The following is a 21,035-nucleotide window of genomic DNA, read 5'->3' on the forward strand; positions in this document are numbered from 1 at the left end:
CCCGTGAACGTCTCCACCCACACCGGCTCAGCCCGCAGCACCCCACCCATACAGCAGAAATGCCCTGTCTCCGCCCTTCTGCAACAAGCTTTAGCTCGACGTCGGCGGGGAGCGCCGCCTGTTCGCCGAAGGGGGCGAGGACGTACAGCAGGGCGAGGCCGCGGGTGGTCTGGTGGAGGCGTTCTGAGGATGCGGCCGGCAACCGCCTGGTCACCGACCTCACCGTCGCCGTCCGCCACACCATCCTGACCCTCCTGCGCACCCTGCCCCGCCGACCAGCCCTGACCCCGCCGAAGTAGCGGTGGGCGGCCCACTTCACCCGGACAGGGGCTTGTGCGCCGAAGCGGGTGGCCGTGAAATATGGCGGTTACCAAATGTGATCGGTCCAGCACTCTGCGAGGGCGTAGATGATCCCCTGGGCGCCCCCGAGCAGGTGCTCCCACCTGGACGGCCGGACGGGCGAACGCGTCGTGCCGCATTCCAGCAAACCCGACGTCCGTGCGGGCGAGCAGCTGACACGGGGCAAGGTCGGCCTGTTCGGCACGGGCTCCGCCGGGCTGATCGTCCGCAAGACCGGGGGACAGGGCCGGTACGTCCTCACCTGCGGCCACGTCCTCGGCATGCGAGGGCTGGACGATGCGCCGAAGGAATCCAAGCAGGTGTACTCGCCCGAGTTGAGCACGTGCTGTGGCTCCGAATGCAGCAACCCGATCGGGACCGTCGTGCCCGAGACGCTGCCGCGGCTCCGGACCGAGTCCATCCAGAACATGATCAAGATCGGCCAGGTCAACTTCGCCGTGGACGCCGCGCTCGTCGACCTGGACCTCAAGACCGAGGCGACGAACGATGTGCCGAAGATCGGGAAAATCTCCGCCGTCCGCGACCTCGTCTCCGAGTTCTCACTCTCCAGCGCCCAACCGACCGCGGGGGACCTGCCGCCGGAACGCCAGATCGCGGTGCGGAAGTACGGTGCGAAGACCGGCCTCACCACGGGCAAGATCATGGCGCTGCGGCAGGTGCCGATCGCGGAGGCGTCCGGTGGTGGCCAGATCACCGGGCAGGCCTGGCTGTTCGAGGTCCAGGTGGTGGCCTTGGCGGGCCAACAGTCGGTCCAGGAGTACAAGCTGGACATGGCGCGGTATCTGGTCGACGACCCCACCAGCACCCCGAACTCCATCGCGGCGAAGCTCGCCGCCGACTCGGGACTGGTCGTCAAGCCCGGAGGTTCCGCCAGCAGTCCCACGCTCGTGGTCAAGGGTGCGCAGTTCTCCCAGCCGGGAGACTCGGGTGCACCGGTCGTCGACGGCGGCGGCAAGATCGTCGGCATCCTCACCAGCGGCATCAAGCGGGAGATCTTCGTGGTCGGGCAGACCGAGCCCGTCGAAATCCTGATCGGCCGGTCCCACGTCCTCTTCATCGACCCGGTGCTCAGGCTCCTGCAGGTGGAACCGCTCCCGCCCGCGCTGACTTCCGCGGGCCGCGCCGTCGCGGTGCCCGGCATGCCCATCACCCGCGAACGGCCCGTGGACTGGCCGGCCGTCCGGACCGCCTGGGCGGCGGTGGAGGGCAGCGAACTCGGCGCCCGGCTGGGAGCACTGGTCCGCCGCCACATGCACGAGGTGCGCCACCTGGTGCACCACAACCGCCGGGTGATGGTGACCTGGCACCGATGCAAGGGCCCCGCCTTCGTCAACATCGCCCTGAACACCGCCGACCAGCCGCGGTGGCCGCTGCCCGCCGCGGTCGACGGTGTCACTCCGCTCCAGGCGCTGCAGGCCATGCGGGATGTGCTCCTCGCCGAGGGCAGCGCCTCCCTGCGCGCCGACATCGCGGAACACCAGGAGCGGGTGCTCGACCTCGCCGGACGCACCACGTCCATCCTCGACCTCCTCCAGGAGCCGGCGCCCGCCACGCCTCCGGCCGCCGTACGCGTCGTGAACTCGCGCGGGGTGCCCGGCGTGGCCGGCGCTCTGGTCCGCGACCCACGGGGCGTCACGTACCTCCTGGCAAGCCATCACGTCGTCTTCGGAGCCGGAGCGGAGGAGGGCGACCCGGTGTGGGCCCTGCCCCCCTCGATCGACCCCGATGACGTCGCCGAGCCGGTCCTGCTCGGCCGCGCCCGGCACGGGCACCTGGGACTGGTGGAGTTCGCCGGGCGGGACTGCTTCGTGGACGGCGGGCTCATCGAGCTGGACGACGCCGCGGACCGGCCCGCATGGTTGCGCGACACGCTCGCGGGCGCCTGGCCCACCGCGGCCGGACGGGCGGAACCCGGCGTCGCGGTGCACAAGAGGGGCGCGGCCACCGGCCTGACGCAGGGCACCGTGCTCGATGTGGCCTACCCGGACCGCCCCTTCATCGACGGGCGTGAATGGACCGCCCCGGGTCAGCTGCTGGTCGCGTCCCGGGATCCGAGCCGGGCCTTCTCGGCGCCGGGTGACTCGGGCGCCCCGCTCCTGGACGACCGGGGGAATCTGCTCGGCCTGCTGTGGGGCGCCACTGCCGCCGGTGACGGCGTCGCCTGCCCGGCCGAGCCCCTGCTGCACCACCTCGGCGTCGATCCCGTGGGGGCGCTCCGGCCCGGCGGCGCCACCCAGGACGCACCGCGACCCGAGGAGTCCGTATGACGTCCGCGCTCCAGACCGCCGACGCGCCCTTCGTCACGGCCGGCGCCAGTATCGAGACCAACCACAACGAGGGAGAGGGCTCCCTCGGCTGCTTCGCGCAGGACAGCAGTGGCAAGACCGTCCTGCTGAGCTGCTCCCACGTCCTGTTTCCGGGCTTCCGGATCATCGACGACCTCGCCGTCTACACACCGAAGTACAGCAGTTGCTGTTCCGGCGGCGTACGGATCGGTACGCCCGTCTTCGACCGGAACGTCAAGGCCCAGCCAGCCGAGGGCAACGAATGGGTGGGCGGCTACCATGACGGAACGTGGACCGGCGGCTTCAACTGGATTCCGGCGAAGGTCCGGGTCATGGGAACCGTGGTGAACGGCCATGCCAGCGAGTTCGATTGCGCGATGGCGGGACTCGACCCCGGTGTGAAGTTCCACAACGCCTGGCAGGTCGACATCGGCGGCTCGACGACCACCATTCCCCTCAAGGGGGCCGTGACCGACGGGCACGGCATCGTCCCGGGGCCCCCACTGGGTACTTTGCCGAGCAACCAGCAGTACGTACGGATCTACAACGCCGTCAACGGCCGGCTGAAATTCGGCACGATGCTCAGCCACCCGGCCACCCAGGACGACCCCGACCCGCTCGTCTTCACGGTCGGGATGTCCGATCCCAGCGACCACCGGAGCGGGTCGAAGGCGAACGTGAACCAATTCATGATCCTGCCCAGGCCGAGCCCCGTTCCCGGCCAGTCGCTGGACGACGGTTATCGCAACGGCGAGGAACTGACCTTCGAAGGCGGTGACTCGGGCAGCATGGTGATCAACCAGGACAACATGATCATCGCCATGATCATCCGCGCCGGCCCGATCGACGAGTTCTTCAAGCTCGACCGCAGCGCCATCGAGTTCGCCAGCATCGGCAACCTCGCGATCGCCACCCCCATCGCCAAGGTGCTCAGCAAGCTCAAGGTGACGATTCCGGCGGCCGACCAGGGATGGTCGGGCACCGTCCCCAGTGCCGGAAGTCCGTCCCCCCTCCTGCTGCGCGGGCCCGCGGCCGCTGCCGACCTGACCCGGCGGCGCACCGCGGAGGATCTGCGGACGCACCTGCGTACCAGCGTGCTCGGCCGGCTCCTGCTGGGGAAGATCCCGCAGCACCAGAAGGAGGTGCGAGGGCTGTTGACCTCGGTGCGCGAGGTGGCCGCGACCTGGCACGCCCTGCAGGGGCCGGCCTTCTTCCACCACTGCGTGCGGGGCGCCGAGCTGCCCGGGCATCCGATCCCCGACCGCATCAACGGCGTCAGCCGTGCCCAACTGGCCGACGGCATGCTGCCGTTGATCATCCGGCACGCCAGCCCGCCGCTGCGCCGGGACCTGGAACGCTACGGACGGCGGATCATCGACGCGCTGCTGTCGGTGGACACCCTGCACGACGCGCCCGGGGCGCTCGCCGGTCGGGGGAGCCGGTCATGACGGGCCGGCGCGGCACGCTGGAGGCCCTGGCCGGCCAGCTCTGCACCCTGCTGTCCCCGCTGACCGGCCTGAGCCAGCAGGGCGCCCAGCAGTTCCTCGCCGAAGTGGGTCTTCCGCTGACCGACGCCCAGGCGGCGGCGCTCGCTCCGGCCCTGGGCAGCACCACCGGCGCCGTCGGATTCCTGACCGAACTGCTCGACACCCTGCAAACCGCGATCGCCGCGGAACAGTGGGGCGACGTGCTGCGGCAGCTGGTGCAGATCGGCGGTCAGATCAACACGGTCGTCTCCGGATTCGACGGGCTCAGGACCGCGCTGGCCGCGCTGAACCTGCCGGGCGCCGACCAGATCCTCCCGAACCTGCCGGAACGACTGTTCAACCTGCTGCTCGTCAAACACCTCGCGGGCGGCCAGGGCGTCGACGAACTCCTCGAATTCTCCGGCGTCCTGGTGCGCACGGACCACAACACCGGCCTGTTCGATCCGCAGAAGCCGTTCTTCACCGAGAACACCCTGCACCTGGAGCGCATCGGAGGGTGGCTGCAGAATCCACTGGCGCAGCTGGGCGCCCTGTACGACTGGGGCACGCCGGGCTTCGACGGCCTGAAGATCCTCACCGTGCTCGACCGGCTGGCCGCCCACGCCGGGCTGCCCTCGCTCCTGGACACCACCGCCACACCCCCCACCCTCGACCTGGTGTTCGCGGTCCTCGCGCCGCGCACCGACCTCCCGGCGCACGGCATCGCCCTCGCCCTGCCGACCGGCCTGGCCAAGGGCACGCTGGAGCAGTCCGACGCGGCCTGGACGCTCACGGTGAGCCTGGACGCGGACGTGCCGGCCGGAACCACGCTCGTCATGCGGCCCGGCACCTCCAAGGTCGAGCCCCCGCCGGGTACGGCCGTCTCGGCGACGGCCGAGGTCGCCCACAGCTACCGCCGCACACCGGACGATCCGCTGCTGCTGCTGTCGCTCCCCGGCGGCAGCCGGGTGTCGGTCGAGCAGGTCGACTCCACCGTGCGCCTGCAGGCCCGGCCGGACGGCAGCCTCGACATCGGACTCGGCCTCCAGCTCCAGCGCGGCAAGGTCCTCATCACCCTCGGCAGCGACGGCGACGGCTTCCTCGCGACCCTGCTGAAGGACGTGCGCATCGAGAGCAGCTTCGAGCTGGGCGCCCGGTTCACGGTGGCCGACGGCCTGCGCTTCGAGGGCAGCGGAGGCCTGGAGATCCAACTGGCCTCCCACGTCGGGCTGGGCCCGGTCGACCTCAGCGCGCTCACCCTGACCGTGGGCATCAAGGACAGCACCTTCGCCCTCGGCCTGACCGCCGACGTCAAGGGGAGCCTCGGCCCCATCACGGCCGTCGTCCAGGGCCTGGGCACCGACATCCCCCTCGTCCTCGCCCCGCTCGGCAAGGGCAACCTCGGGCCGGTCGACGTCCGCCCGGACTTCCGGCCCCCCACGGGCGCCGGCCTCGCCCTCGACCTCCAATTCGTCAGCGGCGGCGGCTTCCTGAGCTACGACCCGGCCCGTGGCGAGTACGCCGGGGCCCTGGCGCTGCGCCTGGCCGGATTCATCGACGTCAAGGCGATCGGACTCATCTCGACCCGGATGCCCGACGGCACCACGGGCTTCTCCCTGCTGCTGGTGCTGACGGCCGAGTTCGGCGGGATCGGCCTGCAGCTGGGGTACGGGTTCACCCTGCTCGCGGTCGGCGGGCTGCTCGGCCTCAACCGCGCCATGAACCTGACCGCCCTGACGGAAGGCGTCCGCACCGGCGCCATCGAGTCGGTGATGTTCCCCAAGGACGTGGTGGCCAACGCCCCGCGCATCCTCAGCGACCTGCGCGCCTTCTTCCCCCCTCGGCAGGGGACGTTCCTGGTCGGTCCGATGGCCAAGATCGGCTGGGGCACCCCCACCCTGATCAGCGTCTCCCTCGGCGTCATCGTCGAGATTCCCGGGAACATCGCCATCCTCGGCGTCCTGCGCTGCGTCCTGCCCGCCGAGGAGCTGCCCCTCCTGGTCCTCCAGGTCGAGTTCGTCGGAGCGATCGAGTTCGACAAGCAACGGCTGTGGTTCTACGCCCAGTTGTTCGAGTCGCGGATCCTGATGATGACCATCGAGGGCGGGATGGGCCTGCTCGTCGGCTGGGGCGGGGGAGAGCTCGTCCTGTCCGTCGGCGGCTTCCATCCGTCGTTCCGCCCGCCCCCGCTGCCCTTCCCCGTCCCGCCGCGCATCTCCGTCGACATCATCAACCAGCCCTTCGCCCGGATCCGGGTCAGCGGCTACTTCGCGGTCACCAGCAACACCGTGCAGTTCGGCGCCCAGGCCGAACTCGTCCTGGGCTTCGACGACTTCGGCCTCCAGGGGCACCTGGCCTTCGACGCCCTGTTCCGGTTCTCCCCGTTCGCCTTCACCATCGCCATCGCCGTCGACCTCACCCTGAAGGCCTTCGGCGTCGGCGTCTTCGGCGTCCACCTCCAGCTCCAGCTGGAGGGCCCCGCGCCCTGGCGGGCCCACGGCCGCGGATCGATCTCGCTGCTCTTCTTCGAGATCTCCGCGAACTTCGACCTGACCTGGGGCGACAGCCACAACCCCACGCTGCCTCCGGTCGACGCCCTCGCCCTGCTCGCCGACGAGATCGGCAAGGTGGAGGGCTGGCGGACCGAGCTGCCCACCGGCGGCACCCAGGCACTGGTCAACCTGCGCACGCTGCCCGGCACGGACACGCTGGTCCTGCACCCGCTCGGCACGCTGTTCATCCGCCAGCGGGTGATCCCGCTGAACGTGCGCCTGGACCGGGTCGGAGCCCAGCGGCCGCTCGCCGGACACCGCTTCGCCGTCGGCCCGGCCCCGGACAGCGGCCTGGTGCAGGCCTCGCTCACCACCGAGCGGTTCGCCATGGCCCAGTTCCAGGACATGGACGACGCGGCGAAACTGAGCCGCCCCGCCTACGAGGACCAGGACGCCGGGCTGGAGCTGGCCCCCGTCCAGGGGGCGCTCGCCTCGGCCCGAGCCGCACGGCGCAGCGCCCGGTACGAGATGATCGTGATCGACGGCAGGCGCCGCCCCGCAGCCCTCAGGGCCGAAGGGCGGGCCCGCATCCCGGACCCGCCCGCGCCGGCGCCGGCCAAGCGGCTCTACGCCGTCAGCCCGGCCGTGTTCCAGCAGCTGCTCGGCGGCAGCAGCACCGGCCGGTCCTCGCTCTCCCAGCACGAGGCGACCCTGCGCCAGCCGTTCGCCGACGACACCCTGCGGGTGACCGGCCCGCGCTACGTCGTCGCGTACCGGCGCAACAACCGGCGGGCGTTCTCGTCCGGCACGCTCGCCTTCGCCGACGCCCCGGCCGGATACCTCAGCCAGGCCGCCGCGGCCGACGCGCTCGCCGCGATGGAGGACGCCGACCCGCGCCGGCAGGGCACCCTGCACGTCCTCCCCGAGTCGGAGACCGTCGGTACCCCGGCCGCCTCCGGCGGATGGACGGGCGCGGCCAACCTCCCGGCAGCCCTCGCGGCCGACACGGCCACCGACACCGCCGTCCTGCTGACGACGGGCCGGGTCCTGCTGGCCGGCGGCATGGACGGGACCGGGGGCGCACGGAGCGACAGCCTCCTGTTCGACCCGGTCACCGGCGCCTGGACCCAGGCGGACCGGCTGCGCACCGGCCGCCGCCGGCACGGCCTGGTCAGGCTGGGCAGCGGCGCCGTCCTGGCCGTCGGCGGGCTCGGCGCGGACGGCACGGCCCTGAAGTCCGCCGAGACATACGACCCCGTCGCCGGGACCTGGTCGACGCTTACCGGGACCATGAGGACCCCCCGGTACGGGCACTCCGTCACGCTCCTCGCCTCCCGGCACGTCCTCGTCGCGGGCGGCACCGGCACCCGCGGACAGGAACCCGTCGCCCTGGCCGCCGCCGAGCTGTTCGACCCCGCCACCGGCACCTGGAGCGCCGTCAAACCGATGACGGACGCCCGCACCGGGCACCAGGCGGTGGCACTGAGGAACGGCTCCGTCCTGGTCGTCGGCGGCACGGTGTCCACCGGCCGCGGCCCCGCGGCCCTCGCCTACTGCGAGCTGTACGACCCCGGCACCGACACCTGGACGCCCACCGGCAGTCTCACCACCGCACGCGCCGGCCACCAGGCGACCCTCCTGCCCGACGGCCGAGTCCTGGTCACCGGCGGTGACGCGCCCACCGGCCGTCCCCGCGGCAGATACCGCGCCGCCGGCCTGGCCGGCGCCGAGCTCTACGACCCCACCACCGGTCAGTGGACCCCGGCCGCTGCCATGCCCGGCGGGCGCAGCCGGCACCGGGCCGTGCTGCTGTCCACCGGCAAGGTCCTCGTCCTCGGTGGGGCCGGCGCACCGGGCGACCACGCGGGATTCCGCAGCACGGTCACCTACGACCCCGCCGCCGACACGTGGTCCCCGAGCGGCGGACTGGCCACCGGCCGCTGGGACTTCACCGCCCTGGTGCTCTCTGACGGACGGGTCCTCGCCACCGGCGGCCGCGTCACGGCCGGCACGGCGGCACCCGCCGGCGTGGACGTCCTGACGGACACCGCCGAGATCTTCACCCCGTGAACGCATCGACAGCAACGCATCGACGACGAAGGGTTTCGCGCCCATGACCAGTACCCTCGTGGCGGCGACCGGGAAGTGGACGGCAACCGGCGACCTGCCCGCAGCCGCAGGCTGGTACGGCCGGCACGACAACGCGATCGTGCTGTCCGGCTCCAAGGTCCTCGTCATGGGCGGGTCCGACGGATCGGCCGCAGCCCTCGCCCGCGCCGCCGTCTACGACCACACCACCAAAGCCTGGACCGCCACCGGCAGCCTGCAGACGCCCCGCCGACTGCACACCGCGACCAAACTTCCCGACGGCAAGGTCCTGGTCGCCGGCGGCATCAGCGGGACCGCCCAGTTCCCGGCCCCCGGCCTGGCCGCGGCGGAGATCTACGACCCGGCGACGGGCACCTGGACCAGCACCGGGAGCATGCGCACCGCGCGCTGGGGACACAGCGCCGTCCTCGTCGGCACCAAGGTCCTCGTCGCGGGCGGTACGACGATCCGCTCCGCCCAGTCGGTCAAGGCCCTGAACTCCGCCGAGCTGTTCGACCCGGCCACCGGCACCTGGACGGACGCGGCGCCGATGACCGACGCCCGCAGCGGGCACCCGGCGGTCGTGCTGGCCAACGGCCGGGTGCTGGTCGTCGGCGGCACCCTGCCCACGGCCCGCGACGAGGACGCCGCACTCGCGTACTGCGAACTCTTCGACCCCACCGCCGGCACCTGGAGCCCGACCGGTGCCCTCCTCGCCCCCCGCGCCGAGCACCAGGCCACCGTGCTCTCCGCCGGAGCCGCGGTGCTCGTCACCGGCGGGCGGGCGCCGGGCGGTCCCGGCGACGGCACCTTCGACCCGTTCAGCCGGGCCGGGGCGGAACTGTACAGCCAGGACACCGGCACGTGGACGGCCGTACCGGACATGCCCGGCGGCCGTGCCCTGCACCGCGCCGTCCCCCTCGGCGCGACGCAGGTCCTGGTCGTGGGAGGGGGCGACGGCGGAGGAGACGACGTCGGCTTCGCGAGCGCGGCCCTCTTCGACGCCACCACCCGCAGCTGGAGCACGGCGGCCGGGCTGGCCACCGGCCGGTTCGCGTTCGCCGCCGCACCCCTGACGGACAGACTGGTGCTGGTCGCCGGAGGCGTCGTGCGCTCCGGACAGGCCGCGGCCGGCCCGGACGCCCAGGAACTGACCGTCAAGGCGGAGTTCTTCGACCTGGCCGCGGCGGTCACCGCGTGACGGCCAACGGCTACACGTTCCTGCCCTGGCTCCGGTCCGGCATCGCCACCAGGATCACCACCGACCCCGGGACCGCCGTCCGGGCGAGCGTCCCGGTCACGCTGCGGGTCACCGGGGAGGACGGCGCCGGTGCGGGGCCGCTCAGCCGCGACGTGCAGCGCACCGTGCAGATCTACGGCCCCGGCGACGTCATCGGGATCGATCCGCGCGCCGTCTCGCGCACCGAGCCGCGGTCCTGGATCACCAACATGGAACCCAACTACCTCGCCCACATCGAGTTCCAGGACGAGGACTTCCCCTGGCGCTACAGCCCCGCCGCCCCCGACGCCGCCACCCGCCGGCTCCGGCCCTGGCTGGCACTGGTCGTGCTCGCGGCGGGGCCCGACTCCCGCTCCACCGATGGCGCCGAGTTCACCGACGGCAGGGCCGCCGGCCGGCCACTGCCGTACATCGCCGTGGGCAACCAGAGCGTGCTGCCGCCGCCCGAGCAGCTGGGCGCCTGGTCACACGTCCACGTCAACGGAGCGCTCGACACACCCGTCGTCTCCGAGGACATGGGCGGCGTGCTGCCCGCACTCGCCCAGGTGCTGCGCAGCAACGCCGACCACGTGTGCGCCCGGCTGCTGTGCCCGCGCCGGCTGAACCCGAACACCGCCTACCACGCCTTCCTCGTCCCCGCCTTCGAGACCGGACGCCTCGCCGGCCTCGGGCTGGACCCGGCCGCCGCGCCGGGCGCCCTCCACCCCAGCTGGGGGAAGGCGTACAACGGCCAGCAGGCCGTGGGCCAACTGCCGTACTACCACCGCTGGTTCTTCTCCACCGGCAGTGCGGGCGACTTCGAGTACCTGGTCCGGCTGCTGGACCCGGTGCCCAAACTGGACCCCAGTGTCGGCCGACGGGACCTCGACGTGCACCGGTCGGCGGGGCCCGGACTGCCCGGCATCACCGTGCCCACGGGGCTCGCAGGCATCCTCAAGCTCGGCGGAGCGCTGCAGCAGCCGGAGCGTCCGAGCGACGACTACGACAACTGGGACGACCTCCAGCGGCTCGGATTCCACTACCCGCACCCGTTCCAGCAGGCTCTGGCCGGTCTGATCAACCTGGCCGACGACTACCTCACCCAGGCTCCGGCCGCCGCCCACCACGCCCTGGCGACCACGCTCGCCGCGCCGAGCGTCGGCGCCGGAGACCCGGTGATCACCCCGCCGCTGTACGGACGCTGGCACGCACCGGCCTCGCGCCTGCTGACCGAACGCGACGGCAGCCCGGTCGCCGACCAGCGCAACTGGGTGCACCGGCTCAACCTCGACCCCAGGTTCCGGGTGGCGGCCGGCCTCGGGGCCCAGGTGGTGCAGAAGCGGCAGGAGGAGTTCATGCAGGCCGCCTGGGCCCAGGTCGGCGAGGTGCTGGCCGCCAACGCCCGCATCCGCGCCGCGCAGCTGGCCCGCGAGGTGGGCACCGTCCTGCAGAACAAGCACCTGGAACCGCCGGCCGCGGCCCTGGCGCGGACCCCCGCCTCCGGGCGGGCGCTCACCCTGACCGCGCCGTCCCACCCCCGGGTCGTGACGACCACGCAGGACGCGGGACCGGCGGGCGGACGATCGGCAGGAAGCGCCGAACAGGTCGCGGTCGGCTTCCACCTGTCGGGGAGCAGGGTCGCCGCCGCCCCGGCGTCCGCGCCGATGCGCCGCCTCACCCGGCCCGGTTCACGGCTCGTGCGCGGACTGAAGTTCACCGCGGACCAGCCGCCGGAGGCCCTGATCCCCAAGATGGACGCGGACACCGGAGCCGTCACGGCCGCACCCCCCAAGGTGCGACCGGCCTCCGTGATCACGCCCACCCGGCTCGACCAGGTGCTCCACCCGACCCCGCCCCCGCCCCCGATCCCGGCCGCCACCGCCACGGCCCCCGGGACCGACCCGGTCGACCAGCTGCCCACGAGCCACGATTTCGTCCTGACGCTCCCCGGGGACACGTTCATCCCTTCTCCGGGCGGTTCCGACAGCCCCGAGGCGCAGTCCTTCAAGCAGGCGCTGCACGAGATCTACCAGGGCTACGCGGACGCCGGACTGGGCGGCCGGAGCGACGGACGCCACGCCCTGAACGTCCCCGGCACCACGACGGCGACGCTGGCCGGACTGCGGCCGGACGGCACCGTGCCCCGGAGCCTGCTCAGCTCCCTCCGGCTGCCCGAGCGACTGACGCCCTTCGCCGAGCAGTTCCTCGAAGCCATGGCCTATCCGGTCCTGGACCTGCCCGTGTACCAGGCACTGCTCGACCTGTCGGTGGACCTGTTCATGCCGAACATCAACCGCGTCCCGCCCAACTCGATCAGCCTGCTGGAGACGGACCAGGAGTTCATCGAGGCCTACCTGGTCGGGCTCAACCACGAGATGGCCTGTGAGCTGCTGTGGCGCGAATACCCTACCGACCAGCGGGGCACCCCCTTCCGCCAGTTCTGGGACGTCCGCTCGGTGCCCGCCCTGCCGGGCGAGAGCGCCGGGGAACGGCGCGAACGGCTGTACGACATCCCGCCGATCGCCACCTGGACCCGGCAGTCCAAGCTGGGCGCGCACAACAACCGCGAGACCGAGCAGAAGAACGAGCTGGTGCTGGTCATCCGCGGCGAGCTGCTGAAGAAGTACCCCAACGCGGCGGTCTACGCCCACCGGGCCGCCTGGCAACTCACCGACGGACAGCCCGACCCCGACAAGGAACGCGTACCCGTCGACCTCGTCGACGAGGCGAACCCCTCGCACGACGAGATCCGGCTTCCGCTGTACGAGGCGAAGGTCGAACCGGACATCTACCTGCTCGGCTTCGACCTCACGTCCCCGGAGGCCAAGGGAACGGAACCGGCGGGCAGCGCGGGCTGGTTCTTCGTCATCAAGGAACGACCGGGGGAGCCCCGGTTCGGCGCGGACGTCGCACCCGACGCCGACCCGCCCCGGGTCGAGGTCTGGAACGATCTCTCCTGGCCGGACATCGACCCCGCGGCCACCGGGTTCATCAGGCTCGACGAGAACACCACACCCGTCGTCCTGCGCGAGTTCGACCAGCCGGAGGACGACGTCGAGAAGCACGACCAGCACATCGAGGACCTGTCCCTGCCGCTGTGGCACGCGGGACTGAGCTCTTCCGACGTCGCCTACATCCTCTTCCAGGCGCCGGTGCTGATGGCCGTCCACGCACAGGAGATGCTGCCGTGACCACCCCTCACTCGACCGCGGCGCTGCCGCTCAGCGACGACTTCCCGGTCCTGCTCGGACCGGTCCGCGTCGAGACCCGCTTCACCGCCGACGAACTGCTCGTGCGGATCTTCCCCGACGAATGGTCGGTGGAGTCGTTCGAGCCCCTCCCCAGCCCGGCGGAGATCGGCGCGGTCGACGCCTACTGGACCGCGCTGTGGCGAGCCGGGGGCAACGCGCCCGCCGAACAGTCCGCGTGGCAGGAGCTGACGGCGAGGGTGCCGGCCGGGCGGGCGAGCTGGCTGATCCAGAAGCGGCGCCCCGCCGACCCGACGGACCAGCCCACCGGCGTGGACCCCGCCACCACCATCCTGGTGGTCGTCACCCCGCAGCCCGTCGCCGCGGCCGACCGCCAGCCCACGGTCACGTACTGGACCGCCGTGTGGCAGGCCCACGGAGACCGGCCGAAACTCGCCGCGGCCGACGGGGCCCTGCTGGCGGCGGTGGGAGCCACCCGAGCCGACGCCATCCGCAGGAGCCGACCGGTCGGGATCGACGGTGCGGCGACGGCGACCGGGAACATCGTCCTGGTGGCGTTCCTCGTGCTGCCGCCGCCCGCCGCCACGGACGTCTCGTCGCGGTCCTGGACCCGGGCCCCGCGGGCCCGGCTGCTGCCCGACCGGTTCACCGTGACCGGTTACGTCGGCACCTCCCAGGTGTTCTCCGTCCCCGGTGCGCCCGTGCCGGCCGCGCTGGACGTCGGACCGGACCCCGGCTCCGCCGAGAAGCCCAAGGTCAACGAGCAGACCGGGGAGCTGTTCGTCCCCACCGCGCTGCGCTGGCTGACCGAGTTCGACGCCGCGGTCGGGGTCGGCATGGCCGTGCGGGTACCGCTGCAGGACAGCTTCCGGGGCGGCGTCGACCGGATCGTCGTCCTCGGCCTGCGGGAGAACAGCGCCGCCGACCAGACGGCCGCCGACCTCGCCGACCTGCTCACCCGCCAGCTGCGCAGCCAGGCCGGCCTCACCCTGCTGCCGCAGGGCACCCCGACCAACAACAGCGAGGAGACACCCGCGGGACAGGACCCGCGCGCCGTGTCCGCCGCGGTGCTGCGCTCCGCGTCCGCCCCCACGGCCACGGCCACGGCGACGGCGACGGCCGACGACTGGACGACCAGGACGGACGGCCAGTGGTTCGCCGACCTCCTCGGCATCGACCCCGCCACCATGGCGGGGGTGGCGGGCGCCGACGGCACCGACCAGCGCGAGGCCCGGGCCGCGAACCTCGCCCTGTGGCCCGCCACCTGGGGCTCCTACCTGCAGACCATGCTGCACCCGACGGTCCCGGACCAGACCGTGAGCGACGTCCGGGACTTCTTCGTCCGGTACGTCTCCGGACGCGGCCCCGTCCCCGCCGTCAGGATCGGACGCCAGCCGTACGGCATCCTGCCGACGACGGCCTTCTCCCGCCTCACCTGGCCCGACACCGCCGCCCGCCGGCGGGCCCTGGGCGCCCTGCTGTCCGCAGCCGCCGACGACTGGAGGACCGCCACCGCCCAGGTGACCTACCTGGGCAAGCCCACCCCGTCCGGGACGGCGCCGGCCGATCCGCACCAGCAGCTGCTCGACATCCTCGCCCTGCACCCCACCTCGGCCGAGTACCACCAGCGCTACGCACAGAGCGTCGAGGACATCTACAACCGCGAGAACTTCAGCAGCAACGGCCCGAAGGTGCTGCCGGCGCTGGAGGACCTGCTCCGCATGCCGCAGCCGATCCGCGCCCTCCTGCACCGGCTCGCCCCGCCGGGGCAGCCCGCCGTCGACCCGGCCATCATCCGCCGCCTGTTCACCGAGGAGCAGTACCCGCTGCTCGGCCCCCTCGTCGACGACCAGCCGCTCTCGGAGAGCAGGAAGGTCCGGCCCTACCTCCCCGACGGACGCAACTACCTGCAGTGGCTCGCCGACAACGCGGCCCGCGACCTGGAGACCGTCCGTCTGGAGAAGGGCTTCACCGACGACCGGCCCCCGGCGGCCGTGCTCTACCTGCTCCTGCGGCACGCGGTGCTGCTCGGCTGGGAACAGACCGCGCGCGGGCTGGCCGCCGCGGTGGGCGAGACGGTGTCGGCCGCGGACCCGTTGTTCATTCACATCCGCACCACCCAGCCGCCCCTGCCCAGCGAGAGCCGCTACCGGAAGCTCTACGCCCCCGACCCCGACATCACCCACGACCCGTCTCAGCTCGTCGTCGACTACATTCCGGGCGTACTGTCCACCCACCCCGCCGCCCGGCAACTCGCCGAGCAGGTCTCCGCCCTGCGGCTGCTCGCCGACCTGCCCACCGCCCGGCTGGAACGCGTCCTGGCCGAGCACCTGGACTGCGCGACCTACCGCCTGGACGCCTGGCGGCTCGGCCTGGCCAACGAACGCCTGGCCGGCCTGCGGTACGGAGCCGACGGCACGTCCCCGGCGCGCCGCGGGCTGCACCTCGGAGCGTACGGATGGCTGGAGGACGTCAGGCCCGACCCCGGAACACACACCCCCGTCCACCTGACGGGCAGCCTCGGGGCGCTGTTCACCCCGAGCGGTTCCCAGGCGCTGCTGAAGGACCCCGACAACGGCGGCTACATCCACGCCCCGTCGCCCGCCCAGGCCACCACCGCGGCCGTCCTGAGGGCCGGATACCTCGCCAACGGCTCCCGTGAGAACCCCGGCTGCTTCGCCGTCAACCTCAGCTCCGACCGCGTCCGGACCGCCCTCACCCTGCTGGACGGACTCCGGCAGGGCCAGTCGCTGGGCGCCATGCTGGGCTACCGGTTCGAACGCGGCCTGCACGAGGGGCACCCCGGGGTCGAACTGGACAAGTTCCTGCCGGCGCTGCGCGGGGCGTTCCCGCTGCGCTCCGGAAAACTCTCGAACGCCGCACCGGGCACCCCGGTCGAACTGGTCGAGGCACGCAACGTCGTCGACGGACTGGCCCTCGTCCGCACGGCGACCCGGGAACCCGCCCACCCCGACTACCCCTTCGGCGTCGCCGACCTGCCCACCGCGACCGACGCCGAGCAGCAGGCGATGAACGCTGAAGTGCAGCACCTGCTCGCCCTCCATGACGCGCTGTCCGACCTCGCCGTCGCCGAAGCCACCCACCAGACCCTCCGCGGGAACCCGGAACGGGCGTCGGCGACCCTCGACGCGTACGCCAAGGAGGGCTTCCCGCCCGATCCGGACGTGGTCCGCACCCCCCGCAGCGGGGTCACGCTCACCCACCGGCTGGGCCTGATGTTCACCCCGGGCCTGGGCCCCGGGTTCGGTGCGGCGACGAACCCCGGCAGCGGGCCACGAGCCCAGGGAGAGCCCGCGGTCAACGCCTGGCTGCCCACGCTGCTGCCGCCCCCGGCGAACGTGGCCACCACCGTGCAATGGCAGGACCCGGTCACCGGGGCACGCCGGACCCGGGTGGTCACCCAGGCCGATCTCCAGCTCCAGCCCCTCGACATGCTGTGGGGCGTGCCGTCGGACGAGGCGACGCTCACCGACCTGGACGACCGGATCGTCGCCTTCGTCGTGGCCCAGGAAAAACCGCGGCCCGACGCGAAGTTGACGATCGGTCACACCGTGCGGATCTCCGGCAAGCTGACCTTCTTCGAGGTTCTGCCCCTCGTCCGCGCACTGCGCTCGCTCCTGATCCGGTCACGGCCGCTGCGACCGACCGACCTGGTCCCGGGCGGCAGCGGCCAGCCGGTCGACCGGACCATGGACGACGCCGTCACCCTGGACCGCAGTCGGCCCGCTGCGGTTCGCACCTCCCTCGACCAACTGCGCCAGGACACCGCCGCCTACCTCGCCTCGCTGGCCCCCCTCCTCCCCGACCCGCCCGCCCAGCCCAACCGGGCCGCCCTCCTCACCGGCATCGACACCTTCCTGGCCGGCTACGCCAACCTGGCCCGGACGGCAGGAGGCTTCGGCATGGCGCGCAGCGGCTGGGGCGAGGCGGCCCTGTGGCGCGGAGCCGTCTTCGGCGACGTGCTGACGGCCGTCGCGGCCACCGCCGACCGCATGGCCGCATCGCTCGCGGCCGCCGACACCCTGATCGCCGCGTACGACCGGCTTCCCGGCTCGGCCACGGCGGACGACCGGTTCCGGCTGCTCCAGCAGGCGGAATGGCGGCTCACCACCAAGCCCACCAGCCCCCGCCCGGCCCAGCCCGCGCAGCTGCGCACGATCGTCGGCTCGGAGCGCTCCGCCTTCAACACGCGGCTCCTGGCCCTGCGCGCCATCGCCAGAACGCCGGACACGACGCTCAGCGCGCTGCTCGCGGACGTGGCCGCGCTCCTGCCGCTGAGCACCTTCGACCCGGCCGGGCTCGACCTGACCCCCTTCCAGGACCGGGTCGTCGCCTTCGCCCGCGACCTGCTCGACCGGGCGCGTGCCCTGCTCACCGAGGTGACCGGCAGGCTCGCCACCGCCGACAAGGCCCTGGCCGCGTACGACCAGGCGCTGACCGCCCCCGACCGGGTGCAGGCCGGGACCGAGGCACTGCAGGCGGTGCTCGGCCCCGACTTCCTCGTCGTGCCCGAATTCACCGCGCCGGACCAGCTCCAGACGGACTGGAAGAAGGCCCGCATCGACAAGGACCAGCTCCTGAGCCATCTGGTCCAGGACTTCCACCGGGACTTCCCGGTCGACGACTGGGTGCACGGCCTCGCCCGCGTGCGCGAGAAGCCACGGCTGTGGGAACAGGCCGTCCTCGTCGCCGACGCCCTGCGCGGTCCGGGCGGGCTGCTGGGCGACCTCCCCGGATGGGAGGAGCCGGAGCTGGTGCCCGTCCAACTGCCGTACCGTCCGGACGACCACTGGCTGGGCATGGAGTTCGCGGCGTGCACCGAGATCAAGGAGGACCGGGTGCTCTTCACGGCGCACTACGCCCCCGAGCCGATGCTGGGCGTCAACCGGCACTGCGGGCTGCTGCTCGACGAGTGGACGGAAGTCGTCCCCGCACGGCAGGAGACCACCGGGATCGCGTTCCACTACAACGGCCCGGACTCCGAGCCTCCGCAGGCCATGCTCCTCGTCGTCCCGCCGCAGCAGACCGGCCACTGGAGCGCCGACGACCTGCTCCACGCGGTCGGCGAAACCCTCGACCTGGCGAAGACCCGCGCCGTCGAGCCCGCGCACCTGGACACCACCCCCTACGCACAACTCCTGCCCGCGACGGTGATGTCGGCGACCCGGCGGCCGATCACCATCAGCACCGATCTCGCAACCGCCAACCTGCGAGGAAAAGCCGATGCCTGAGCCGACCCGTATCGAGGACCTCCGTGCCGCGCTCGACCAGCGGCTGTTCCCCACCGTGGGGCTCTGGAACCGGCTGGAGGGCCGTCCGCGCACCACCTCGTTCGAGCGTGCGCTGCGCGCCGAGGTCCGCGACCCCCTCTGGATGCTCACGCGCCAGTGGCAGCTCGGCGAGTTCCGGGGCACCGACGCGGGTTCGCCCGTCACCGCGACCTACTCCGTGGCCACCTCCGTGCCGTCCAGGTTCCGGCCGGGACCCGGTGCGGCCGAAGCCCTGCCGGCCGACAGGCCGTTGGAGGCGGTGGCCGAGCGACGGGCGCTGCCGTTCGCCTTCGGCCCGGATCCGGTCTCCTTCGACCTGCGCCTGGCCATCGGACGGCGGTGGCTGAAGCTCCTCGGCCCGCAACTCGGCCTGAAGCACCTGCGGCCGACGTTCATCGCCAAGTACCCGATCGCCCTGCCCGATCCGAACGTGGACGCCGACACCCCGCGCACGGCCGACCAGCAGGTCTGGTCCACCCTGCAGGCCTTCGCCGGCCGTCGGATGGACGGGTACGCGCTCTACCGGCACCTCAAGGTGGACAACGGCAAGGCCTCGGACGGCATCTCCGTCTCGGGGCCGGCACGTGCGCAGCTCGATGGCCTGGGTACGCGACTCGTCGCCTGGTTCGACGAGCTGTTCGACCAGCCCAGTGGGGACGCGACCTGGGATGCCACCCGGCTCGAACACCGGTTCTCGATCGCGGCTGCTCCGACCGGCACCGAGAAGGTCCTGATCGCACAGGAGTTCCCCGGCGGCCACCTGGACTGGCACGCGTTCTCCGTCGACCCGGGAACCCCGCTCGGCGGGACGACCCCGCCCCCCGCGCCCATCAACCGGACCGTCTTCCCGGCACCGGTCCGGTACTCGGGCATGCCCCTACCCCGTTGGTGGGCGGTGGAGGACGGACGCACCAACTTCGCCGGTGTCCGACCCGACAGCACCGACCTGGCGAAGCTGGTCTTCCTCGAATTCGCACTCGTCTACAGCAACGACTGGTACCAGCTGCCCTGTGACCTTCCGGCCGGAGTGCTCGCGTCGATCCAGGGACTGGCGGTCACCGACGTGTTCGGGCAGCGGCGGTGGATCAGCCCGGCCGGGTCCGGCCAGGACGAGGACTGGCAGCGCTGGTCGATGTACACCCTGGACACGATCGGCACCACCGACGTTCCCGCCGACCTGAGCTTCTTCCTCCCCCCGACCGTGCCGAAGGTGGCCGAGGGAGCGCCGCTGGAGGAGATCGCGCTGATCCGCGACGAGAACGCCAACATGGTCTGGGGCGTGGAGAAGACCGTCCCGCTGCCCACCGGCGAGGGCCGTCGGGGCAGCGAGGTGGTGGGCGAGATCCTCGCGCACCGCCGGCGCTTCGTGCCCACCCCGGCGCCCGACGCTCCCCGCGCGCCGATCGCGTACCAGGCGATGAGCGTCGTCCCGGAGAACTGGGTGCCGTTCATCGCGGTCCACGTCCCCGACGGCGACCGGGCCATCCGGTTGCAGCGAGCCGCCATGCCCGGCGTGATCGACGGCAAACCGGTCCGGCCGCACACGAGCCTGCTCAGGCAGGGCATCGACGCCGGGAACCCCTACTTCGTCAACGAGGAGGAAGTGCCTCCGACCGGGACCACCCTCGCCCTCGCCTACCGCCGCACCCGCTGGTACAACGGGCGCGTCTCCGTCTGGCTAGGCGCCCAGCGCGGCGTCGGCCGGGGCGAGGGCTCCAGCGGGCTGGTCTTCGACACCCTGGTCGACACTGCTCAGCCGTGAGGTGTCGGTCGGGGGTGTCGGTCGGTCGGGGGCGGTGGTTCGGCCGGGGTGGCCCGGTGACGAAGGCGGCCCGTCGGACGGGCTACCAGCTGGTGCTCACGTAGAGTGCGCGGCCCGGCGCAGCAGCCGGAAACGGAATCCCGGCCTCAGGGTTTCCCGTGAGGTGTTCCTGGCGAAACACTCCGACCATGGGCTTATCGCCGGTCGCCGGTCATCCTCCTGTCGCTGTCTTCCGTGAGCCCCCGGGCGGGCGGCCCGCCCCGGGACTGGGCCCGCGGGTGGAGGCGGAGGCGAGACGGGCCGCGCGCGTGCTGGCGGGGGTGGCGACGCGAACGGACTCCGGGTCGGCGCACCCGTGCGCCGACCCGGCCGCTGCCGCTCTGCGGTCTCCTTACTGGGCCGGCGAGTCGTCCGGCCAATCGATCCCGTCCGTGGTCGCTGCGACCAGCGGGTTCGGCAGGCGGTGGCCCTGGTCCTGCACCGATCCGGCGGTCGTGACGAGCGCGCGGGCGCCGTCGCCGCGCCGGTGATGACGGCCTTGGCGAATCCGCCACCGAAATGTCGACTGGTCGGACGTCGAGCGTGGCTCGCTGTGATGGCAAGTTGAAGAATTCTTCACATTCATAGATGCTGCACCCCTGTGTCGAGAGGTCCGATGCGGTCGGCCGCCACCGCGGCCGGCCCGGGGAGAGTGGCGATGAGCGACGTGTTCGACGAGGAGTCTCGCGAGCCGGAACGGCAGGCGCACCGAGCACGAGCGCGACCTCCGACGACCTCGCGCCCGCTTCCCCGCTCACGGCCGTCGCCCGCCGGGCGGGGGAGCGGCTGCGCGCGGTGCTGCCGAACCGGACGACGATGGCGAC

At 72.6% G+C, this 21,035-nt stretch carries 7 protein-coding genes; all 7 read left to right on the top strand.

All coding sequences use genetic code 11. The annotated features are described in order from the left end of the window. Positions 1-470: 470 nt before the first annotated feature. From ACIRD3_RS39295 to ACIRD3_RS39325, 7 genes are read left to right on the top strand one after another with little or no spacing between them, the layout of a single operon-like run. Complete coding sequence (locus ACIRD3_RS39295) at positions 471-2,627, top strand: hypothetical protein (protein WP_402226650.1); 2,157 nt, start codon at positions 471-473, stop codon at positions 2,625-2,627. Next, entirely contained in the window at positions 2,624-4,093 is a 1,470-nt protein-coding gene (locus tag ACIRD3_RS39300) for a hypothetical protein (protein ID WP_402226652.1), read from the top strand. The genes ACIRD3_RS39295 and ACIRD3_RS39300 overlap by 4 nt, the downstream gene beginning before the upstream one ends. After that, positions 4,090-8,673, top strand: a complete 4,584-nt coding sequence (locus ACIRD3_RS39305; protein WP_402226654.1) for a DUF6603 domain-containing protein — start codon at positions 4,090-4,092, stop codon at positions 8,671-8,673. The genes ACIRD3_RS39300 and ACIRD3_RS39305 overlap by 4 nt, the downstream gene beginning before the upstream one ends. 43 nt (positions 8,674-8,716) lie before the next feature. Then, positions 8,717-9,892 carry a Kelch repeat-containing protein gene (locus tag ACIRD3_RS39310; RefSeq protein ID WP_402226656.1) on the top strand — a complete coding sequence of 392 codons (1,176 nt, stop codon included), beginning with the start codon at positions 8,717-8,719 and terminating at the stop codon, positions 9,890-9,892. Then, complete coding sequence (locus ACIRD3_RS39315; RefSeq protein ID WP_402226658.1) at positions 9,889-13,101, top strand: hypothetical protein; 3,213 nt, start codon at positions 9,889-9,891, stop codon at positions 13,099-13,101. The genes ACIRD3_RS39310 and ACIRD3_RS39315 overlap by 4 nt, the downstream gene beginning before the upstream one ends. Then, the gene (locus ACIRD3_RS39320; RefSeq protein ID WP_402226660.1) at positions 13,098-18,371 is read left to right on the top strand and encodes a hypothetical protein; all 5,274 of its coding nucleotides are present in this window, start codon (positions 13,098-13,100) and stop codon (positions 18,369-18,371) included. Before ACIRD3_RS39315 ends, ACIRD3_RS39320 begins: the two co-directional genes overlap by 4 nt. Continuing rightward, positions 18,364-20,172, top strand: a complete 1,809-nt coding sequence (locus tag ACIRD3_RS39325) for a hypothetical protein (protein WP_402226663.1) — start codon at positions 18,364-18,366, stop codon at positions 20,170-20,172. The genes ACIRD3_RS39320 and ACIRD3_RS39325 overlap by 8 nt, the downstream gene beginning before the upstream one ends. Positions 20,173-21,035: the final 863 nt, after the last annotated feature.

The sequence above is a fragment of the Kitasatospora sp. NPDC093550 genome (genome assembly GCF_044764985.1).
Classification (GTDB): Bacteria; Actinomycetota; Actinomycetes; order Streptomycetales; family Streptomycetaceae; genus Kitasatospora.